Origin of the sequence: Martelella mediterranea DSM 17316 (assembly GCF_002043005.1) — a bacterium.
Taxonomy (GTDB): domain Bacteria; phylum Pseudomonadota; class Alphaproteobacteria; order Rhizobiales; family Rhizobiaceae; genus Martelella; species Martelella mediterranea.
The window spans coordinates 4,160,204-4,177,823 of sequence record NZ_CP020330.1 but is presented as its reverse complement, the minus strand read 5'-3'; the positions used below and the strand labels follow the sequence as shown (position 1 = coordinate 4,177,823).

Genomic DNA, 17,620 nt, shown 5'->3' with positions numbered 1-17,620 from the left:
TTCCTTTCAAAGCGAACAAACTGTATTATCACCCGGACAGCCACCCGATTCTTGCCGGTGGCGCTGAGCCGCTGCTCGCTTCGTTGTGTTACAAAGTGACGATTTCTTATTGATCAGTCCAACGAATGTTTCTAATATCACTCATCATAGAACTTGATGGGTGATACCATGGCAGCGCCACTCGATATCGATCAGCTCCAGACCTTCGTCGCGATCGTCGATTACGGATCGTTCACGCGGGCGGCCGAGCATGTGTTCAAGACGCAATCGGCCGTCTCGATGCAGATGCGCCGGCTGGAGGAACGGATCGGCAAGCAGCTCTTCACCAAGGATGGGCGCGGGGTGAGGCTGACGGACGAGGGCGACAAGCTTCTGAACTACGCCCGCCGGATCATCCGCCTCAACAACGAGGCGATCACCGCCTTTGACGAGAACCGGCTTCAGGGCTCGCTCAGGATCGGCACGCCGGACGATTACGCCGACCGCTATATGCCGGATATCATCAACCGGTTCGCCAGAAGCCATCCCAATGTCGAGCTCTACATCGTCTGCGAGGACTCCGTCGATCTGGCCGAACGGCTGAAGCAGGGAGAGCTGGACCTGGCGCTGGTCACGCATAATGCGCGCACCCGCCAGTCGGAAGTGGTGCGCACCGAGGCGCTGTGCTGGGTTGCCTCCGCCAACCACCCTTTGCCGGTGGACCGGCCGGTGCCGCTCGCCGTCGGGCGCCGCGATTGCTGCTGGCGCGATCTGGCGGTGAAGGCGCTGGATGGGGTGGGGCGCGAATACCGGATCCTGTTCACAAGCTGGTCGGCAACCGTGCTGGCCTCGGCGGTTCTCGCCGGCATGGCGGTTTCGGTCTTGCCCGAATCGGCGGTCCGGAACGGCATGCGGGTGTTGACGCCGGCGGATGGCTTTCCCACGCTGGAGCCGGTCCAGATCGGCCTGATGAAGCGGCCGGGCGCGCCGGCATCGCTGACCACCGCGCTCTCCAACCACATCATCGCCTCGCTCGACAATATCAGTCAGGCGGAAATGATGCCGGAAATGGAGCCGGAAAGAGCCCATCAGCGGCTAGCGCGTTCCAAGCCCGGCCAGATGCTCGCGAGCTGGTGAAGGGCCTTATACGATCCGCTTGAGGTTCTGCTGCACTTTCAAAAGGGCCGGCAGGTAGGTTTCGATCAGGCTTTCGGCGGGCGCACGGGTCACCGCCATGCCGGTGTTGAGCGCTGCCACGGTGCGTCCCCGTCCGTCGAGAACGGGCACGGCGATGGCACGCAGGCCGGTCTCCACCTCTTCGTCGATCAGGCAGTAGCCGTTGCGATGCGCCGCTCTGACGCTTGCCATGATATCATCCGGGTCGGTCAGGCTTTTCGGCGTGCGCGGGGTCAGGTCGGCGCGCGCGATCAGGGCGCGGGCCTCGGCTTCGGGAAGCGAGGCAAGCAGCACCCGGCCCATGGATGTGGCATGGGCCGGCAGGCGCGAACCCGGCATCAGCCCGATCGACATCACCCGCCGCTGAGCGGCGCGGGCGATGTAGACGATCTCGGTTTCATCGAGGATCGCCACCGAGCAGGACTGGCCGATCTGCTCTGAAACCTGATCGAGCCAGGGCTGGACCCGTTGCGGCAGCGGCAGCGCGTTGAGCGCGCTCATGCCGAGGCGCAGCGCCTGCGGGGTCAGCGCGAAATACTTGCCGTCATAGCTGGCATAACCCTCTGCATGGAGCGTCAGCAGGCAGCGCCGCGCGGTGGCGCGGTCATAGCCGGTCGCCGCCGCCACCTCGGCGATCGAAAGCCTGGGCGTTGATGCGCCGAAGCAGGTGATGACGCGCAATCCCTTGGCGAAGGAGGCGATATGATCCGTGGACTTGAGCATAGGTGGTCTCATCGTGAACAATGGTCACATTGTGCACAGGTCCCGCCGGGCTGCAATGGCGGCAGGGCGGCGTTCGTGCGCCGCCCATCCGTCGTCAGACACGTTCCAGTGCGATCGCGATCCCCTGGCCGACGCCGATGCACATGGTCGACAGCGATTTCTCGCCCGGCTTGAGATCGAGCATCGCCGAGCCGGTGATGCGCGCGCCCGACATGCCGAGCGGATGGCCGAGCGCGATCGCCCCGCCATTCGGGTTCACGCGCGGATCGTCATCGGCGATGTTCAGGTCGCGCAGCGTGGCAAGGCCCTGCGAGGCGAAGGCCTCGTTGAGCTCGATCACGGCAAGGTCGTCCGTCGAAAGGCCGAGGCGGGCCAACAACTTTTTCGAGGCGATGGCCGGCCCGAAGCCCATGATCCGGGGTGCTACGCCGGCGGTCGCGCCGCCGAGCACGCGGGCGATCGGCGTGAGGCCGTGCTTTTTTGCCGCCTCCGCGCTTGCCACGATCAGGGCCGCCGCGCCGTCATTGACGCCCGAGGCATTGCCGGCGGTGACCGTGCCGTTTTCGCGGAACGGGGTTTTGAGCTTCGCCAGCGCTTCCAGAGTGGTGTCGGGTCGAGGATGCTCGTCGGTGTCGATGATCACCGGATCGCCCTTGCGGCGCGGGATCGAGACCGGGGTGATCTCCCGCGCCAGCCGGCCGGATGCCATTGCCTTGCCGGCCTTCTGCTGGGAAGCAAGCGCAAACCTGTCCTGATCCTCGCGGCTGACGGAAAAGTCCTCGGCGACGTTCTCGCCGGTTTCGGGCATCGAATCCACGCCGTACTGCGCCTTCATCAGCGGGTTGACGAACCGCCAGCCGATGGTGGTGTCGAAGATTTCGGCAGACCGGCTGAAGGCGGTTTCGGCCTTGCCCATGACGAAGGGCGCGCGCGACATCGATTCGACGCCGCCTGCCACCATCAGTTCCGCCTCCCCGGCCTTGATCGCGCGGGCGGCGGTGATCACCGCATCCATGCCCGAACCGCACAGCCGGTTCATCGTGGTGCCGGAAACGCTCTCCGGCAGGCCGGCCAGCAGCAGCGCCATGCGCGCGACATTGCGGTTGTCCTCGCCCGCCTGGTTGGCACAGCCATAGATGACGTCATCGACCGCAGCCCAGTCGACCTCCGCATTGCGCGCCATCAGGGCCTTGAGCGGGATCGCGCCCAGATCGTCGGTGCGCACGGAAGAGAGCGCGCCGCCATAGCGGCCGATCGGGGTGCGGATATAGTCACAGATATAAACGTCTCTCATGGTCAAATCTCCGGTGCCTTCAGGTCCTTCACATCGCCCTCGATATGTAGCGTGCCGCCGGTGACCGACTGCAGCTCTTCAACCGACAGTCCCGGCAGTTTCTCCCGCAGGATGAAGCGGCCGCCGGCGATATCGACCACGGCGAGCGAGGTATAGACGCGGGTCACGCAGCCGACGCCGGTCAGCGGCAGCGAGCAGCGTTGGACCAGCTTGGGCTGGCCCTTCTTGGTAGTGTGCTCGGTGAGCACCGCGACGCGGCCCGCGCCATGGACCAGATCCATCGCGCCGCCGACGGCGGGAATACCGCCCTTGCCGGTCGACCAGTTGGCGAGATCGCCGTTCTCGGCAACCTCGTATGCGCCCAGAATGGCGACGTCGAGATGGCCGCCGCGCACCATGGCGAAACTGTCGGCATGGTGGAAGAAGGATGTGCCCGGCTTCAGCGTGATCGCCTTTTTGCCGGCATTGACCAGGTCCCAGTCCTCCTCGCCTTCGGGCGGGGCGGGGCCGAAATCCAGCACGCCGTTCTCGGTATGGAAGATCGCCTGCTTGCCTTCCGGCTGGAACTTGGCGACCATTTCGGGAAAGCCGATGCCGAGATTGACATAGGCGCCATCCTCGATGTCCTGCGCGGCGCGCCAGGCGATCTGGGCGTTGGAGAGCTTGATGTCGGAAAAGTCGTTCATGGGTAACGCGCCTCCTCGCGCATCAGGACTTCCTCCTGAACCGGGTGCGGAACCTCCACCACGGTATCGACGAAGATGCCGGGGGTGATGACGTGTTCCGGGTCGATGCCGCCCAGCGGCACCATGCGGGAGGCCTGCACGATCGTCTTCGCCGCCGCCATCGCCATCAGTGGCGAGAAGTTGCGCGCGGCCATGCGATAGGTGAGATTGCCGTGAGGGTCCGCGCACTCGGCCTTGATCAGCGCGAAGTCGGCCTTCAGCCAGCGCTCGCGCACATAATGCCGGCCTTCGAATTCCTCGACCGGCTTGCCTTCCGCAAGCTCGGTGCCATAGCTGGTAGGCGTGTAGAAGGCGGGAATGCCGGCGCCGCCGGCGCGGATGCGCTCGGCAAGCGTGCCCTGCGGCACGATCTCCAGCTCGATCTTGCCGGCGAGATAGCGTTCATTGAACACCGTCGCATTGGACGAGCGCGGAAACGAGCAGATGATCTTGGCGACACGATCCTGCTCGATCAGCGCGGCCAGGCCGATATGACCGTTGCCGGCATTGTTATTGATCACGGTCAGGTCGCGCGCGCCCTGGTCGATCAGGGCGTGGATCAGTTCGATCGGCGAGCCGGAACCGCCGAAGCCGCCGATCATCACGGTCGCGCCGTCGAAGATATCGGCGACGGTGTCCCTCAGGGACGTCGCTGTCTTGTCCATGTGCTGGATCTCCTTCCATTGGGGCGTTTTTAAAGACAGCGCGCGTCGACAGCCAGACGAAAAGTTCATAGTGCGATCTTTGTTCAACAGGGGTGCGAAACTGTGCGCATTGTGAACTTTCCCGATATCGTCTTGCCAGCGGTGTCGAACATTTGCTGCAACCGCACAAACAAGTGACGATTTTTAAAAAACGTCATCTTTTTTGGCGAGATGACGCGTTTTTGCCATAAAAATGACATGAGAGGTCTTGCGAAATGACAATCCACTTCACATCTCGCCATTACTTTCAATCAAACATATTGCAGGAGCGTCCATGTCTCGCCTGTCGGAATTTCCCATTACGCAACGCTGGCCGGCCGAGAACCCGGATGTCATCCAGCTTTACTCCCTGCCGACGCCCAACGGCGTGAAAGTCTCGATTGCGCTGGAAGAGATGGAATTGCCTTACGAGGCCCATCGGGTGGCGTTCGACAGGGATGATCAAATGACGCCGGAATTTCTGTCGCTCAACCCGAACAACAAGATTCCCGCGATCATCGATCCCGAAGGACCGGAAGGAAAGCCGATCGGCCTGTTCGAATCGGGCGCGATCCTGATCTACCTCGCCGAAAAGACCGGTCGCCTGATGCCCAATGACCCGGTTGGCCGCTATGAGGTGATCCAGTGGGTAATGTTCCAGATGGGCGGCGTCGGCCCGATGTTCGGCCAGTTTGGTCACTTCTTCAAACATGCCGCCGACAAGGTCGCGAACAACCCCTATCCGGTGCAGCGCTACACCAATGAATCGCGCAGGCTTCTCGGCGTGCTGGAAGGGCGGCTCAGGGACCGCAAGTTCATCATGGGTGAAGAACCTTCCGATTACAGCATTGCCGATATCGCGATCTTTCCCTGGGTGCGGGGCCTGTCCGTCCATTATGAAGCGCAGGATGCACTGAAGCTTGCCGATTTCCCGGCCGTTTCGGCTTGGGTCGAACGCTGCGCCGATCGTCCGGCCAGCGTGAAGGGCTTCACGGTGCCTGCCGCCGGCTGAGTTTCGGTCTGATGGCTTATGATTTCGGGCGCGGCGAAGGCTGCGCCCTTTATATTTGAGGTTCTGCATTCGGCATGGAACCGCTTCGGCGAACGGGACGTTTGATGGGTATCCGAATGACGGGTGCCAACCGAGGAGAATCCAATGACAAAGCAGAAAACGCTCGACGACCTGTTTCTTGATACGCTGAAAGATATCTATTTCGCCGAACGCCAGATCCTGAAGGCGCTGCCGAAAATGGCCCGCGCGGCGAGTTCCGAAGACCTGGCGGAAGCCTTCCGCAACCACAAGGAGGAAACCGAGGGCCAGGTGGAACGCCTGCAGCAGGTTTTCGAAATTCTTGGCAAGCCGGCTCGCGGCAAGACCTGCGAGGCGATCCAGGGCATCATCGCCGAGGGCGAGGAAATCATCGAGGAGTTCAAGGGCGCGCCCGCGCTGGACGCCGGCCTGATTTCGTCCGCCCAGGCTGTAGAACACTACGAAATGGCCCGCTACGGCACGCTGCTCGCCTGGGCCCGCCAGCTTGGCAAGAAAGATGTGGTCAAGCTTCTCGAGGAAACCTTCGAGCAGGAATCCAAGGCCGATCTGGAGCTGTCGAAACTGGCGGAAAAATCCGTCAACGCCAGCGCCGAGGCGGCTTAAGGCCGAATTCGCGCCCTCGCGAAGAAGGCCGGTCCGTCAACCTTCAGCTTGTTGGCGGACCGTGTCGCCTATCTTGCGTCATCCTCGGGCTTGACCCGAGGATCCAGGCGGAACAGCACAGAATTAACGGTACCACTCTGAGCACCGGATCCGCAGTATGGATGCTCGTGTCAAGCCCGAGCATTGTTTGTCGGATCTGCGCTATTGTTGTGATGCAGCTGCGGGCCGTTGGCTTGCCCGCAGCTGCTGCAACAGCCGACCGTCCGAGCATTGGGTGGAACACCCGCTGTCATCAAGGTCACTGTTGCACCGAGCAACCGCTTGAAGAGTTGATTGGGCCGCTGATTGCCACGCCCGCAAACAATCCCAAGCATGCCTTGAAAGGATAGCATCGCCATGGTCGTTTTGCATCACCCTCCGCACATCTGTCTTGGTTGCGACGTTGCAAAGGACACGATCGCCGTTTCCTGCGGCGGTCCGGCCACCGTCATCGCCAATCGCAGCAGGGATATTCGTCGCTTCCTGCGAAACTGCGAGGCAGATCTGGTCATCTGCGAACCCACCGGCGGGTATGAAACCGTCCTGATCGAAGAGTGCCTGCGGCGCGGCCTTGCCGTCCACCGGGCCGATACGCGCAGGCTCAAGGCCTTCATTCGTTCGCGTGGACGGGTCGGCAAGAGCGATGCGATCGATGCCCGGGAAATGGTCGCCTATGGCATGGAACGCTGGGCAAGCCTGTCCCTGTGGCAGGCTGAAAACCCTGAAGAGGCAAGGCTCAAGGCCCTTGTGCGCCGCCGCGCCGATCTGGTCGCCATCAGGGTCGCCGAGCAAAACCGCGCCATGGCGCCGGGCGGACGTGAACTTGCCGTCACCTTCAAGGCCATGCTCGCTGCCATCAATCGCCAGATCGCGCTGCTCGACAAGGAAATCCGCATGCTCATGCGCAGCGAAGCCTTTGCAGCCAGGGCCAGCATCGCAATGGCGATGACCGGCATCGCGGAGACAACCGCCGCCGCCCTGATCGCCACAATGCCCGAACTCGGGACGCTGGATCGAAAGAAGGCGGCGGCGCTGGCCGGCCTGGCGCCGCACCCAAACGAGAGCGGCAACTAGATCGGTTACCGGAGAATGCGCGGCGGCAGACCCGTCATGCGCACCATCCTGTTCATGCCGGCCATGCAGGCCGCCCGCGGAAGGGGCGAGTTCGCCGCCTTCTACAAGCGCCTTGTCGAAGCCGGCAAAAAGCCAATCGTCGCGATCGCAGCAGTCATGCGAAAAATCGTCGTGACCCTCAATGCAAGGTTCACAGAGAAAGTCATCCAACAGAGTTGATGACACAGGTGGGGGACCGAGTATCACGAACTCCGAGACTGACGGCTATGTCAGCAAACGGAGGGCGGTTCGCCGCCCTTTTTTGCGGTCCGTTCTATCAGAACTTGAAACCGATGCCGGCGGTGATGCTGGCCTGAGACAGTTTCGTATCATCAAGGCCCGGTAGGCCGGTCGCCTGAGTGACGAGATCGGTCTTGCCGTAATCGCTATAGCTCGCCTTCAGTCGCCCGAAGACATGTTCGTTGAAGGCGTAATCAACGCCGAGGCCAGCGGTCCAGCCGTTCAACACATCATCGTAATCCTGACCGGTGAGCGAAAAGCTGCCCTCTAGCCGGGTCGAGACGAAGCCGCCCGAGGCATAGACGAGCGCCTTGCCCCAGGCATAGCCAAGCCGTCCCTCCACGCTTGCCCGCCACTCGGTCCCGAAAGTCACGCTCTGGCCGTTCAGGATCGGGAGCGGGGAGGAGACGACGTAGTCATTGTCGTTCCAGTTATAGCTGTAGGCGCCTTCGATGCCGATCACCATGCGGTTGTCGAGCTGATGGTCGTAACCGACGAAAACGCCCGCCGTGCCGCCGGAGGCCGCCTCGGTCTTGCCGGCGGTAAAGACGGTTTCCGGTATTTCCCCGGCCAGCCAGCCATAGCCGCCTTCCGCGCCGAAATAGAAGCCCGACCAGTCAACAACCGCCAGCGATGGCGGCGCGGCGGGCATGGAGATATCCGCTGCTCCCGCAGCGGAAGCGGCAAGGAAGGCGGCAAGAACTGTGCAGGGGAGGAGCTTCATCGGGATCTTTCATCTGAGCGAGCGGAGTTGATGAAAGGCAATATCATCCTGCTCGCCGAGATGAAGCTTTCGGGCTGCTAAGACGCAAGAACCGAACGGGCGTGTTGCAGATAGAACACAAAAAGGCGACGCCGAAGCGCCGCCTTTCTTATTCCGGATAGGACCGGGCTTTATTCTGTAATCAGGCTTATCGCCTGGTTACATCATGCCGCCAGTTTGGCGCGCTTGCCGCGCCAAACCATTGAGCATGATGGGCGTGCTATTCTGTAATCAGGCTTTTGCCTGATTACATCATGCCGCCCATGCCGCCCATTCCACCCATGCCGCCCATGTCGGGCATGCCGCCGCCGGCGCTTTCCTTCTTCGGAGCATCGGCGATCATGGCTTCGGTGGTGATCAGCAGCGAGGCAACCGAGGCTGCGTTCTGCAGGGCCGTGCGGACAACCTTGACCGGGTCGACGATACCCATGGCGATCATGTCGCCATATTCGCCGGTCTGGGCGTTGTAGCCGAAGTTGTCGTCGTTCTTGTCGAGGATCTTGCCGACGACGATCGAAGCTTCGTCACCCGCATTGGTCGCGATCTGGCGAACCAGCGACTGGAGCGCACGGCGAACGATGTTGATGCCGGCTTCCTGGTCGTCGTTCTCGCCCTTGGAGGCGATCTTGGTGGAGGAGCGCAGCAGGGCCACGCCACCGCCGGGCACGATGCCTTCCTGAACGGCCGCGCGCGTCGCGTTCAGAGCGTCGTCGATGCGGTCCTTCTTTTCCTTCACTTCGACTTCCGTCGAGCCGCCAACGCGGATCACGGCAACGCCGCCGGCGAGCTTGGCAAGACGTTCCTGCAGCTTTTCGCGGTCGTAGTCGGAGGTGGTTTCCTCGATCTGGGCCTTGATCTGGGCAACACGGGCTTCGATGTCGGACTTCTGGCCGGCACCGTCGACAACCGTGGTGTTTTCCTTGGTGATCGAGACCTTCTTGGCAGTGCCGAGCATGTCGAGGGTGACATTTTCGAGCTTGATGCCGAGATCTTCGGAGATGACCGTGCCGCCCGTCAGGATGGCGAGGTCTTCGAGCATGGCCTTGCGGCGATCGCCGAAGCCAGGCGCCTTGACGGCTGCGATCTTGAGACCGCCACGCAGCTTGTTGACGACGAGGGTCGCAAGTGCTTCGCCTTCAACGTCTTCAGCAATGATCAGGAGCGGCTTGTTGGACTGAACGACAGCTTCCAGAACCGGCAGGAGAGCCTGAAGGTTGGAGAGCTTCTTTTCGTGCAGCAGGATGTAGGCGTCTTCCAGTTCTGCGACCATCTTCTCGGAGTTGGTCACGAAGTAGGGCGACAGGTAGCCGCGGTCGAACTGCATGCCTTCGACGACTTCGAGTTCGGTTTCGGCGGTCTTGGCTTCTTCAACCGTGATGACGCCTTCGTTGCCGACCTTCTGCATGGCGGCGGCAATGTCTTCGCCGATCTGCTTTTCGCCATTGGCGGAAATGGTGCCGACCTGGGCGACTTCTTCCGACGTGTTGATCTTCTTGGCCTTGGCCTGGAGGTCCTTGACGACTTCGGCGACGGCGAGGTCGATGCCGCGCTTCAGGTCCATCGGGTTCATGCCGGCGGCAACGGCCTTGTTGCCTTCGCGGATGATCGAGGAAGCGAGAACGGTTGCCGTCGTGGTGCCGTCACCGGCGATGTCGTTGGTCTTCGAAGCAACTTCGCGGACCATCTGGGCGCCCATGTTCTCGAACTTGTCTTCCAGTTCGATTTCCTTGGCGACCGAAACACCGTCCTTGGTGATGCGCGGCGCGCCGAAGGACTTTTCGATAACGACGTTGCGACCCTTGGGGCCAAGCGTGACCTTCACGGCGTCAGCGAGCACGTCAACACCGTGCATCATCTTTTCGCGCGCAGAGCGGCCGAATTTGATTTCTTTAGCAGCCATTTGAAAACTCCTGGTTTATCAAAACCTTATGGGCATATGCCCGGCTGGTTGGAAAGGTGGATCGTGGGAAGGCGCTTGATTAAGCGACGATGCCCATGATGTCGGCTTCCTTCATGATCAGAAGGTCTTCGCCGTCGAGCTTGACTTCGGTGCCCGACCACTTGCCGAACAGAACGCGGTCGCCGACCTTGACGTCGAGCGCGACAACATTGCCGCTGTCGTCACGGGCGCCGTTGCCGACGGCGACGATTTCGCCTTCCTGCGGCTTTTCCTTGGCGGTGTCGGGGATGATGATGCCACCCTTGGTCTTTTCTTCAGACTCCACGCGGCGTACAACGACGCGGTCGTGCAGGGGGCGGAAAGAAATGCTTGCCATTGTCTATACCCTCGATCGAATGACATTCGCGACCGTTTTTGCGGTCGCATGGATCAGTGTTAGCACTCCTCACTAGAGAGTGCTAATAGCGGTGATTTAAGAAGGGGAAGAAGCGGTGTCAAGAAACGGCTTCAAGTTTTTTTGATCGCCGTCGGAACTTTTTCAGGCCGCCTATTGCCGGGCTTCATACAGGTTTTATGCCGTGATCGTAACCCCGGCCCTTGATATCAATGCGGAATCATTTCCACTCGGATTGCGAGGACATTGTGACGGCCGCTGCAACAGAGGATAAAAAGCCGGACTTCAGCGAGCTTGTCAGCGTTTTCGCGCGTATCGGGCTGTTGTCCTTCGGCGGGCCGGCCGGCCAGATCGCGCTGATGCATCGGATCATCGTTGACGAGAAGCGCTGGCTTCCGCCCGACCGATACCTTCACGCCCTCAACTACTGCATGCTGCTGCCCGGTCCCGAGGCCCAGCAACTGGCGACCTATGTCGGCTGGATGCTCCATGGCGTGCGGGGCGGCATCGCCGCGGGCCTGTTGTTCGTGCTGCCGGGCTTCGTCCTGATCGTCGCGCTCGCGGCGCTCTATGCCACGCTCGGCGATGCCGCCTGGCTGGAAGCGATCTTCATGGGGCTGAAGGCGGCGGTGCTCGCCATCGTCGTGCAGGCGTTGTGGCGCATGGCGGGGCGCTCGCTGAAGGGGCCGGTGTCGGTGGGGCTCGCGCTCGCGGCCTTTCTGGCGCTGTTCGTCTTCGGCGTGGCCTTTCCGGTCGTGGTGCTGGCGGCCGGGCTCGTCGGCTATGTGTTCATGCGGCGGCCGGTGGCGGCCGCGCCTGATATCCCGGTGAAGCGGGATTGGCGCAGGCGCGGCGTCTCCACCGCGGCGACGCTGCTGTTGTGGACCGCGATCTGGCTGCTGCCGCTCATCGTGCTGGTCCCGTTCGGCGAATTCCACACGCTGGCCGATATTTTCGGCTTCTTCGTCAAGATCGCGCTGTTTTCCTTCGGAGGGGCCTATGCGGTGCTGACCTATGTGGCGCAGGAGGCGGTGGCCACCTATCACTGGCTGACGCCGGCCGAGATGATGGACGGGCTGGCCCTTGCCGAGACGACGCCGGGGCCGTTGGTGCTGGTGCTGTGCTTCGTCGGCTTTCTGGCGGCCCATGCCGCGCCGGTCTTCGCCGCGCCGCTTGTCTCCGGCCTCATCGGCGCGGTTCTGACCGCCTGGGCGATCTTCGTGCCAAGCTTCCTGTTCATCTTCGCCGGCGCGCCCTATGTCGAGGACCTGCGCCGCAATGCGGCGCTTTCCGGCGCGCTTGCCGGCATCGGCGCGGCGATCGTCGGCGTGATTGCCAATCTTTCGCTCTGGTTCGCGCTCAACGTCCTGTTCAGCTCGGTCGACCGGATCGCGCTGTTTTCGCTGCCGCCGCTTCTTCGCGCGAGCCTGATATGGCCGGACGGGGCTAGCCTCGATCTGGCCTCGCTTGCCATCAGCGTCGCGGGGATTGTCGCGCTCATCAAATTCAGGGTCGGCATTTTGCCGCTTCTTGCCGGCGCAGCGCTTACGGGGCTTGCCATCGGCACGCTGTTGTGACCATTTGTCCGCGCCTTCCAAGGAACAAGGAAAATCCATGCCGAAACCGATCGACGCTCTCCGTGCGCTTCATGCCGATTACGATGTCATGCTCTGCGATGTCTGGGGCGTTCTTCACAATGGCGTGGCCTCCTTCGATACGCCGAAGGTTGCGCTTTCCGAGGCGCGCCGCGCCGGCAAGACGGTGATCCTGCTCACCAATTCGCCGCGGCTTGGACCGTCGGTCAAGGAGCAGCTTGCAGCGCTCGGCGTGACGGATGAAAGCTTCGACGCCATCGTGACCTCCGGCGATGTCACCCGGACGCTGGTCGCTGAAGGTCCGCGCAAGCTCTATTATCTGGGGCCGGAGCGCGACGCCGACCTTTACGGGGATACCGGGGTCGAGAACGTCAACGAGGCCGACGCCGAGGGCATTCTGTGCAGCGGCTTCAAAGATGATGAAACCGAAACGCCGGAAGACTATCGCGACCTGCTGACGCGGTTTGCCGCACGCGACCTTCCGCTGATCTGCGCCAATCCCGATCTCGTGGTCTCGCGCGGTAACCGGCTCGTGCCCTGCGCCGGCGCGCTCGCGGCGCTTTACAGCGAACTCGGCGGCAAGACCCGCATCGCCGGCAAGCCGCATAAGCCGATCTATGACGCGGCGCTGGCCAAGGCCACGGAGCTCCGCGGCGATGTCGATCCCGCCCGCGTGCTCGCCATCGGCGACGGCATGCCGACGGATGTGCGCGGCGCGATCGATTACGGTCTCGATCTGCTGTTCGTGGCCGAAGGCATCCACGAGGCCGATTACGCCGTGAACGGTAAAGTTGACGAAGCGTCGCTCGATCGGTTCTTGACGCAACACGGCGCGCATCCGAAATACTGGATGACGAAACTCGCCTGAACACGCGCCGGACGCAAAGCATGACCGTATTCCATCGCAATGAATTTCGTGAACCGCTGCCTGAAACGCTGAAGGGCGGGGTGGTTGCGATCGGCAATTTCGATGGCGTCCATCGCGGCCATCAAAGCGTGCTCAATCGCGCGCTCGCCATTGCCGAGGAGCGCGGCGTGCCGGCGCTGGTGTTGACCTTCGAGCCGCATCCGCGCTCGGTGTTCAATCCGCAGAACCCGGTGTTCCGGCTGACGCCGGCGCCGATGAAGGCGCGGCTGCTGGAGGCGATGGGCTATCACGCCGTCATCGAATATCCCTTCGATCGAACGTTCTCGCAGCGCTCACCGGAAGAATTCGTCACCACGGTGCTGATCGACTGGCTTGCCGCCAGCGAGGTGGTGACCGGCTTCGATTTCCATTTCGGCCGCAACCGCGAGGGCGGTCCGGCCTATCTGATGGCCGCCGGCAAGCGCCACGGCTTCGGCGTCACGCTGATGGATGCCTTTCGCGACGAGGGCGCCGATGTCGTCTCCTCAAGCCGTATCCGCGATCTCCTGACGCGGGGCGAGGTGGTTCAGGCGTCCGGCCTGCTCGGCTATCGCTATACGGTGACGGGCGAGGTGATTCACGGCGAGAAACTTGGCCGCACGTTGGGCTTCCCGACCGCCAACATGGCGTTTGATCCCCACGCCAAGCTGCGCCCCGGCATCTATGCCGTGCGCTACCGCCGCCCCTGCGGGACGCTGCATGACGGCGTTGCAAGCTTCGGCCGCCGCCCGACCGTGGTGGAAGACGGCCGCCCGCTGCTCGAAACCTATATCTTCGACTTCAAGGGCGACCTCTATGGCGAGGAGGGCGCGGTCTCGCTGTTCGGCCGGCTGCGCGACGAACTCAAGTTCGACGGTCTCGAAGCGCTCGTCGCCCAGATGCATCGTGATTCCGATCAGGCGCGGGCGCTGCTGTCCGGCGTGAAGCCGTTTTCGGAACTCGACGCGAAGATTGCGTTCTGATGATTGTGCCTCCGGCAGTTTCTCGCGCATGGCTCTTTTCATCCCCGCGAAAAATCAGTAAAGACGGCGCATGATGACTGGGTACCGGTTTCGCACCATACGAATTATTGGCCCGGCTTTCCGCGCTGCTTGAGGTTTGAGCGCCGGAAGGTCCGGGATTTCGGCGCTTCAAGCGCCTCGACCGTCTCAAATTCCCCTATAAATGCGCGCGATACGCGCCGCCAGAAGGCCGCGAACCCATGAGCGATACAAAAGACACCATCGATTATTCCAAGACCCTCTATCTGCCGCAGACCGATTTCCCGATGCGCGCCGGTCTGCCCGAGAAGGAGCCGGAAACGGTTGCCCGCTGGCAGGAAATCGGCCTCTACAAGAAGCTGCGCGAGGACGCCAAGGGCCGCGAGAAATTCGTGCTGCATGACGGCCCGCCCTATGCCAATGGCAACATCCATATCGGCCACGCGCTGAACAAGATCCTGAAGGACGTCATCACCCGCTCGTTCCAGATGCGCGGCTATGACAGCAATTACGTTCCCGGTTGGGACTGCCACGGCCTGCCGATCGAGTGGAAGATCGAAGAGGCCTACCGCGCCAAGGGCCAGAACAAGGACGAGGTCGAGATCAACGAATTCCGCCGCCAGTGCCGCGAATTCGCTCAAGGGTGGATCGATGTCCAGACCAAGGAGTTCCAGCGCCTCGGCATCGAGGGCGATTTCGAAAACCCCTATACCACGATGGCCTTCCACGCCGAGGCCCGCATCGCCGGCGAACTGCTGAAGATCGCCAAGTCCGGCCAGCTCTATCGCGGATCGAAGCCGGTGATGTGGTCGGTGGTCGAGCGCACCGCGCTGGCCGAGGCCGAGGTGGAGTATCACGAGGTTCAGTCGGATACGGTTTGGGTGAAGTTTCCAGTCAAGTTCGTGGTTCGAGACGGACCTGAAATGACGGATCTTCTGGACGCTTGTGTGGTTATTTGGACTACCACGCCGTGGACTATTCCCGGTAATCGAGGTATCTCGTTCTCTTCCCGCCTTGAATACGGGCTTTACGAAGTTGTCGAAGCCACGAACGATTTTGGACCGAGGGTCGGTGAAAAACTTCTATTTGCGAAAAGACTCGCGGAGGAGTGTGCAGCCAAGGCTAAACTCTCACTAAAGTTGATGAGGGACCTCGACCCGAGCGAGTTGGCCGGTGTTACATGTACTCATCCTCTTGCGCGTCTTGGCTATGACTTCTTGGTCCCGCTGCTCGATGGCGATCACGTGACCGATGATGCCGGTACCGGCTTCGTCCACACCGCGCCCGGCCACGGCCGCGAGGACTTTGACGCGTGGATGGAGAAGTCCCGCGAGCTTGAGGCGCGCGGCATCTCGGCGAAGATTCCGTTCACGGTCGGCGATGACGGTTTCTACACGGACGAAGCGCCGGGCTTCGGTCCATCCGCCGAAGGCGGTGCTGCCCGCGTCATGGATGACAACGGCAAGAAGGGCGATGCCAATGACCGGGTCATCAAGGCGCTGATCGATGCCGACATGCTGTTTGCCCGCGGCCGGATCAAGCACGACTATCCGCATTCCTGGCGCTCCAAGAAGCCGGTGATCTTCCGCAACACGCCGCAATGGTTCGTCTATATGGACAAGGACCTCGGCAACCCCTCATCCGGCCCTTCGGGCCACCTTCTCCCCTCAGGGGAGAAGGGCGAGGCTGCGGCAAGCGGCGACGCTTCGGCCCTCAACGGCGACAAGGCGGCGGCGCGGGGCCTCTCAGTCCCCTCTCCCCAGGGGGGAGAGGGCCAGGGTGAGGGGGGCGACACGCTGCGCACCCGCGCGCTCAAGGCCATCGACAATACCCGTTTCGTGCCGGCCGGCGGCAAGAACCGGCTGCGCGGCATGATCGAGAACCGCCCGGACTGGGTGCTCTCCCGTCAGCGCGCCTGGGGTGTGCCGATCTGCGTGTTTGCCGACAAGGCCGGCAATGTGCTGGTCGATGATGCCGTCAACGCCCGAATCCTCGAAGCCTTCGAGGCGGAAGGCGCGGATGCCTGGTTCGCCGAAGGCGCGCGCGAGCGTTTCCTTGGCGACAGGGCAAATGAAGAGTGGGACATGGTCACCGACATTCTCGATGTCTGGTTCGACAGTGGCTCGACCCACACCTTTACGCTGGAGGATCGTCCGGACCTGAAATGGCCGGCCGACGTCTATCTGGAAGGTTCCGACCAGCATCGCGGCTGGTTCCATTCCTCGCTGCTGGAAGGCTGCGCCACCCGTGGCCGCGCGCCCTACAATACGGTGATCACCCACGGGTTTACCATGGACGAGCATGGCCGCAAGATGTCGAAATCGCTCGGCAACACCGTCGTGCCGCAGGACGTGATGAAGAAGTCCGGCGCCGATATCCTGCGTCTGTGGGTCATGACCACCGATTACTGGGACGACCAGCGGCTCGGCGACCAGATCATCAAGACCAATGTCGACAGCTACCGCAAGCTGCGCAACACGCTGCGCTGGATGCTCGGCACGCTCGCCCATGACCAGGGCGAGGAGATCGCGCTTACCGATATGCCGGAACTGGAGCGGCTGATGCTGCACCGGCTTTCCGAACTCGACGCGCTGGTGCGCAAGGGCTATGACGATTTCGACTTCAAGCGCATCACCCGCGCGCTGAACGATTTCGCCAATATCGAGCTGTCGGCCTTCTATTTCGACGTCCGCAAGGATGCGCTTTATTGCGATGCGCCGTCGAGCCTGCGCCGCCGTGCGGCCCTGCATGTCATCCGCAAGCTGTTCGACTGCCTCGTCACTTGGCTTGCCCCCATGTTGCCGTTCACGATGGACGAGGCCTGGCTGTCGCGCAATCCGAATGCGGTGTCGGTGCATCTGGAACAGTTCCCCGATGTTCCGGCAGAATGGAAGGACGATGGGCTTGCGGCCAGGTGGGAGAAGATCCGCGCGGTGCGCACCGTGGTTACCGGGGCGCTGGAAATCGAGCGCCGAGAAAAGCGCATCGGTTCCTCGCTTGAGGCAGCACCCATCGTCTATGTCGACGACGAGACGCTGCTTGCAGCCCTCGATGGCCGCGATTTCGAGGAAATCTGCATCACCTCTGCGATCACCATCAAGGCCGGCAAGGGCCCGGAAGATGCCTTCCGCCTGCGTGAGGTGGCTGATGTGGCCGTGGTCCCGGCGCTGGCAACCGGCACCAAATGCGCCCGCTCCTGGCGCGTGACCGAGGATGTCGGCTCCGATCCGGACTATCCGGATGTGTCGGCGCGCGACGCGGCGGCGCTCAGGGAGCTTGCGGCGCTCGCCGGATGAGGCGAAGGCCGGGACTTTCCCGGCTTTTTCCACCGGTTGAGAAGCCGAATTGCGAAAACAGCGGTTCTGCGTTAGGAATGTCGCGGTTTCGCCGGATTCATCGCCACAATGTGGTTGATGACCTGATAACAAGAAGCGCCGCCGGCGCGGAGGTTTGGT

At 62.2% G+C, this 17,620-nt stretch carries 16 protein-coding genes; 9 read left to right on the top strand and 7 right to left on the bottom strand.

The annotated features are described in order from the left end of the window. Window positions 1-168: 168 nt before the first annotated feature. Complete coding sequence (locus Mame_RS19455; RefSeq protein WP_018065515.1) at window positions 169-1,116, top strand: LysR substrate-binding domain-containing protein; 948 nt, start codon at window positions 169-171, stop codon at window positions 1,114-1,116. Between the two features lie 6 nt (window positions 1,117-1,122). On the opposite strand, the gene Mame_RS19450 is transcribed toward Mame_RS19455, so the two are convergent. From Mame_RS19450 to Mame_RS19435, 4 genes are all read right to left on the bottom strand, one after another. Further along, complete coding sequence (locus Mame_RS19450; RefSeq protein WP_018065514.1) at window positions 1,123-1,878, bottom strand: IclR family transcriptional regulator domain-containing protein; 756 nt, start codon at window positions 1,876-1,878, stop codon at window positions 1,123-1,125. Between the two features lie 94 nt (window positions 1,879-1,972). Further along, window positions 1,973-3,172, bottom strand: coding sequence for a 3-oxoadipyl-CoA thiolase (gene pcaF, locus Mame_RS19445; protein ID WP_018065513.1), 1,200 nt, complete (start codon window positions 3,170-3,172; stop codon window positions 1,973-1,975). 2 nt (window positions 3,173-3,174) lie between these two features. Next, window positions 3,175-3,858, bottom strand: coding sequence for a 3-oxoacid CoA-transferase subunit B (locus tag Mame_RS19440; protein WP_018065512.1), 684 nt, complete (start codon window positions 3,856-3,858; stop codon window positions 3,175-3,177). Further along, complete coding sequence (locus Mame_RS19435; RefSeq protein WP_018065511.1) at window positions 3,855-4,562, bottom strand: 3-oxoacid CoA-transferase subunit A; 708 nt, start codon at window positions 4,560-4,562, stop codon at window positions 3,855-3,857. The genes Mame_RS19440 and Mame_RS19435 overlap by 4 nt, the downstream gene beginning before the upstream one ends. 313 nt (window positions 4,563-4,875) lie before the next feature. Here Mame_RS19435 and Mame_RS19430 point away from each other — a divergent pair, with 313 nt between their 5' ends. The 4 genes from Mame_RS19430 (at window position 4,876) to Mame_RS27385 (ending at window position 7,566) form a co-directional block, all read left to right on the top strand. Then, window positions 4,876-5,592, top strand: coding sequence for a glutathione binding-like protein (locus Mame_RS19430; RefSeq protein WP_018065510.1), 717 nt, complete (start codon window positions 4,876-4,878; stop codon window positions 5,590-5,592). Window positions 5,593-5,736: 144 nt separating this feature from the next. Next, on the top strand, window positions 5,737-6,234 hold the full coding sequence (locus Mame_RS19425; protein WP_018065509.1) for a YciE/YciF ferroxidase family protein: 498 nt from the start codon (window positions 5,737-5,739) through the stop codon (window positions 6,232-6,234). Window positions 6,235-6,630: 396 nt separating this feature from the next. Further along, window positions 6,631-7,347, top strand: a complete 717-nt coding sequence (locus tag Mame_RS19420; RefSeq protein ID WP_236953506.1) for an IS110 family transposase — start codon at window positions 6,631-6,633, stop codon at window positions 7,345-7,347. Between the two features lie 15 nt (window positions 7,348-7,362). Next, window positions 7,363-7,566: a hypothetical protein gene (locus Mame_RS27385; protein ID WP_033410695.1), complete on the top strand. Its 204-nt coding sequence runs from the start codon at window positions 7,363-7,365 to the stop codon at window positions 7,564-7,566. 97 nt (window positions 7,567-7,663) lie between these two features. On the opposite strand, the gene Mame_RS19415 is transcribed toward Mame_RS27385, so the two are convergent. The 3 genes from Mame_RS19415 to groES form a co-directional block, all read right to left on the bottom strand. Beyond that, complete coding sequence (locus Mame_RS19415) at window positions 7,664-8,350, bottom strand: outer membrane protein (RefSeq protein WP_018065507.1); 687 nt, start codon at window positions 8,348-8,350, stop codon at window positions 7,664-7,666. Between the two features lie 286 nt (window positions 8,351-8,636). Continuing rightward, window positions 8,637-10,289, bottom strand: a complete 1,653-nt coding sequence (gene groL, locus Mame_RS19410) for a chaperonin GroEL (protein WP_018065506.1) — start codon at window positions 10,287-10,289, stop codon at window positions 8,637-8,639. 79 nt (window positions 10,290-10,368) lie between these two features. Continuing rightward, a complete protein-coding gene (groES, locus tag Mame_RS19405; protein ID WP_018065505.1) occupies window positions 10,369-10,665 on the bottom strand; it encodes a co-chaperone GroES in 297 nt (98 codons plus the stop codon). 230 nt (window positions 10,666-10,895) lie between these two features. On the opposite strand from groES, the gene chrA reads away from it, so the two are divergent. The 4 genes from chrA (at window position 10,896) to ileS (ending at window position 17,461) form a co-directional block, all read left to right on the top strand. Further along, a complete protein-coding gene (gene chrA / locus Mame_RS19400) occupies window positions 10,896-12,260 on the top strand; it encodes a chromate efflux transporter (protein WP_018065504.1) in 1,365 nt (454 codons plus the stop codon). Window positions 12,261-12,297: 37 nt separating this feature from the next. Next, window positions 12,298-13,146, top strand: a complete 849-nt coding sequence (locus tag Mame_RS19395) for a TIGR01459 family HAD-type hydrolase (protein WP_018065503.1) — start codon at window positions 12,298-12,300, stop codon at window positions 13,144-13,146. Window positions 13,147-13,166: 20 nt separating this feature from the next. Then, entirely contained in the window at window positions 13,167-14,147 is a 981-nt protein-coding gene (locus Mame_RS19390) for a bifunctional riboflavin kinase/FAD synthetase (RefSeq protein WP_018065502.1), read from the top strand. A gap of 239 nt (window positions 14,148-14,386) precedes the next feature. Beyond that, window positions 14,387-17,461: an isoleucine--tRNA ligase gene (gene ileS, locus Mame_RS19385; RefSeq protein ID WP_018065501.1), complete on the top strand. Its 3,075-nt coding sequence runs from the start codon at window positions 14,387-14,389 to the stop codon at window positions 17,459-17,461. Window positions 17,462-17,620: the final 159 nt, after the last annotated feature.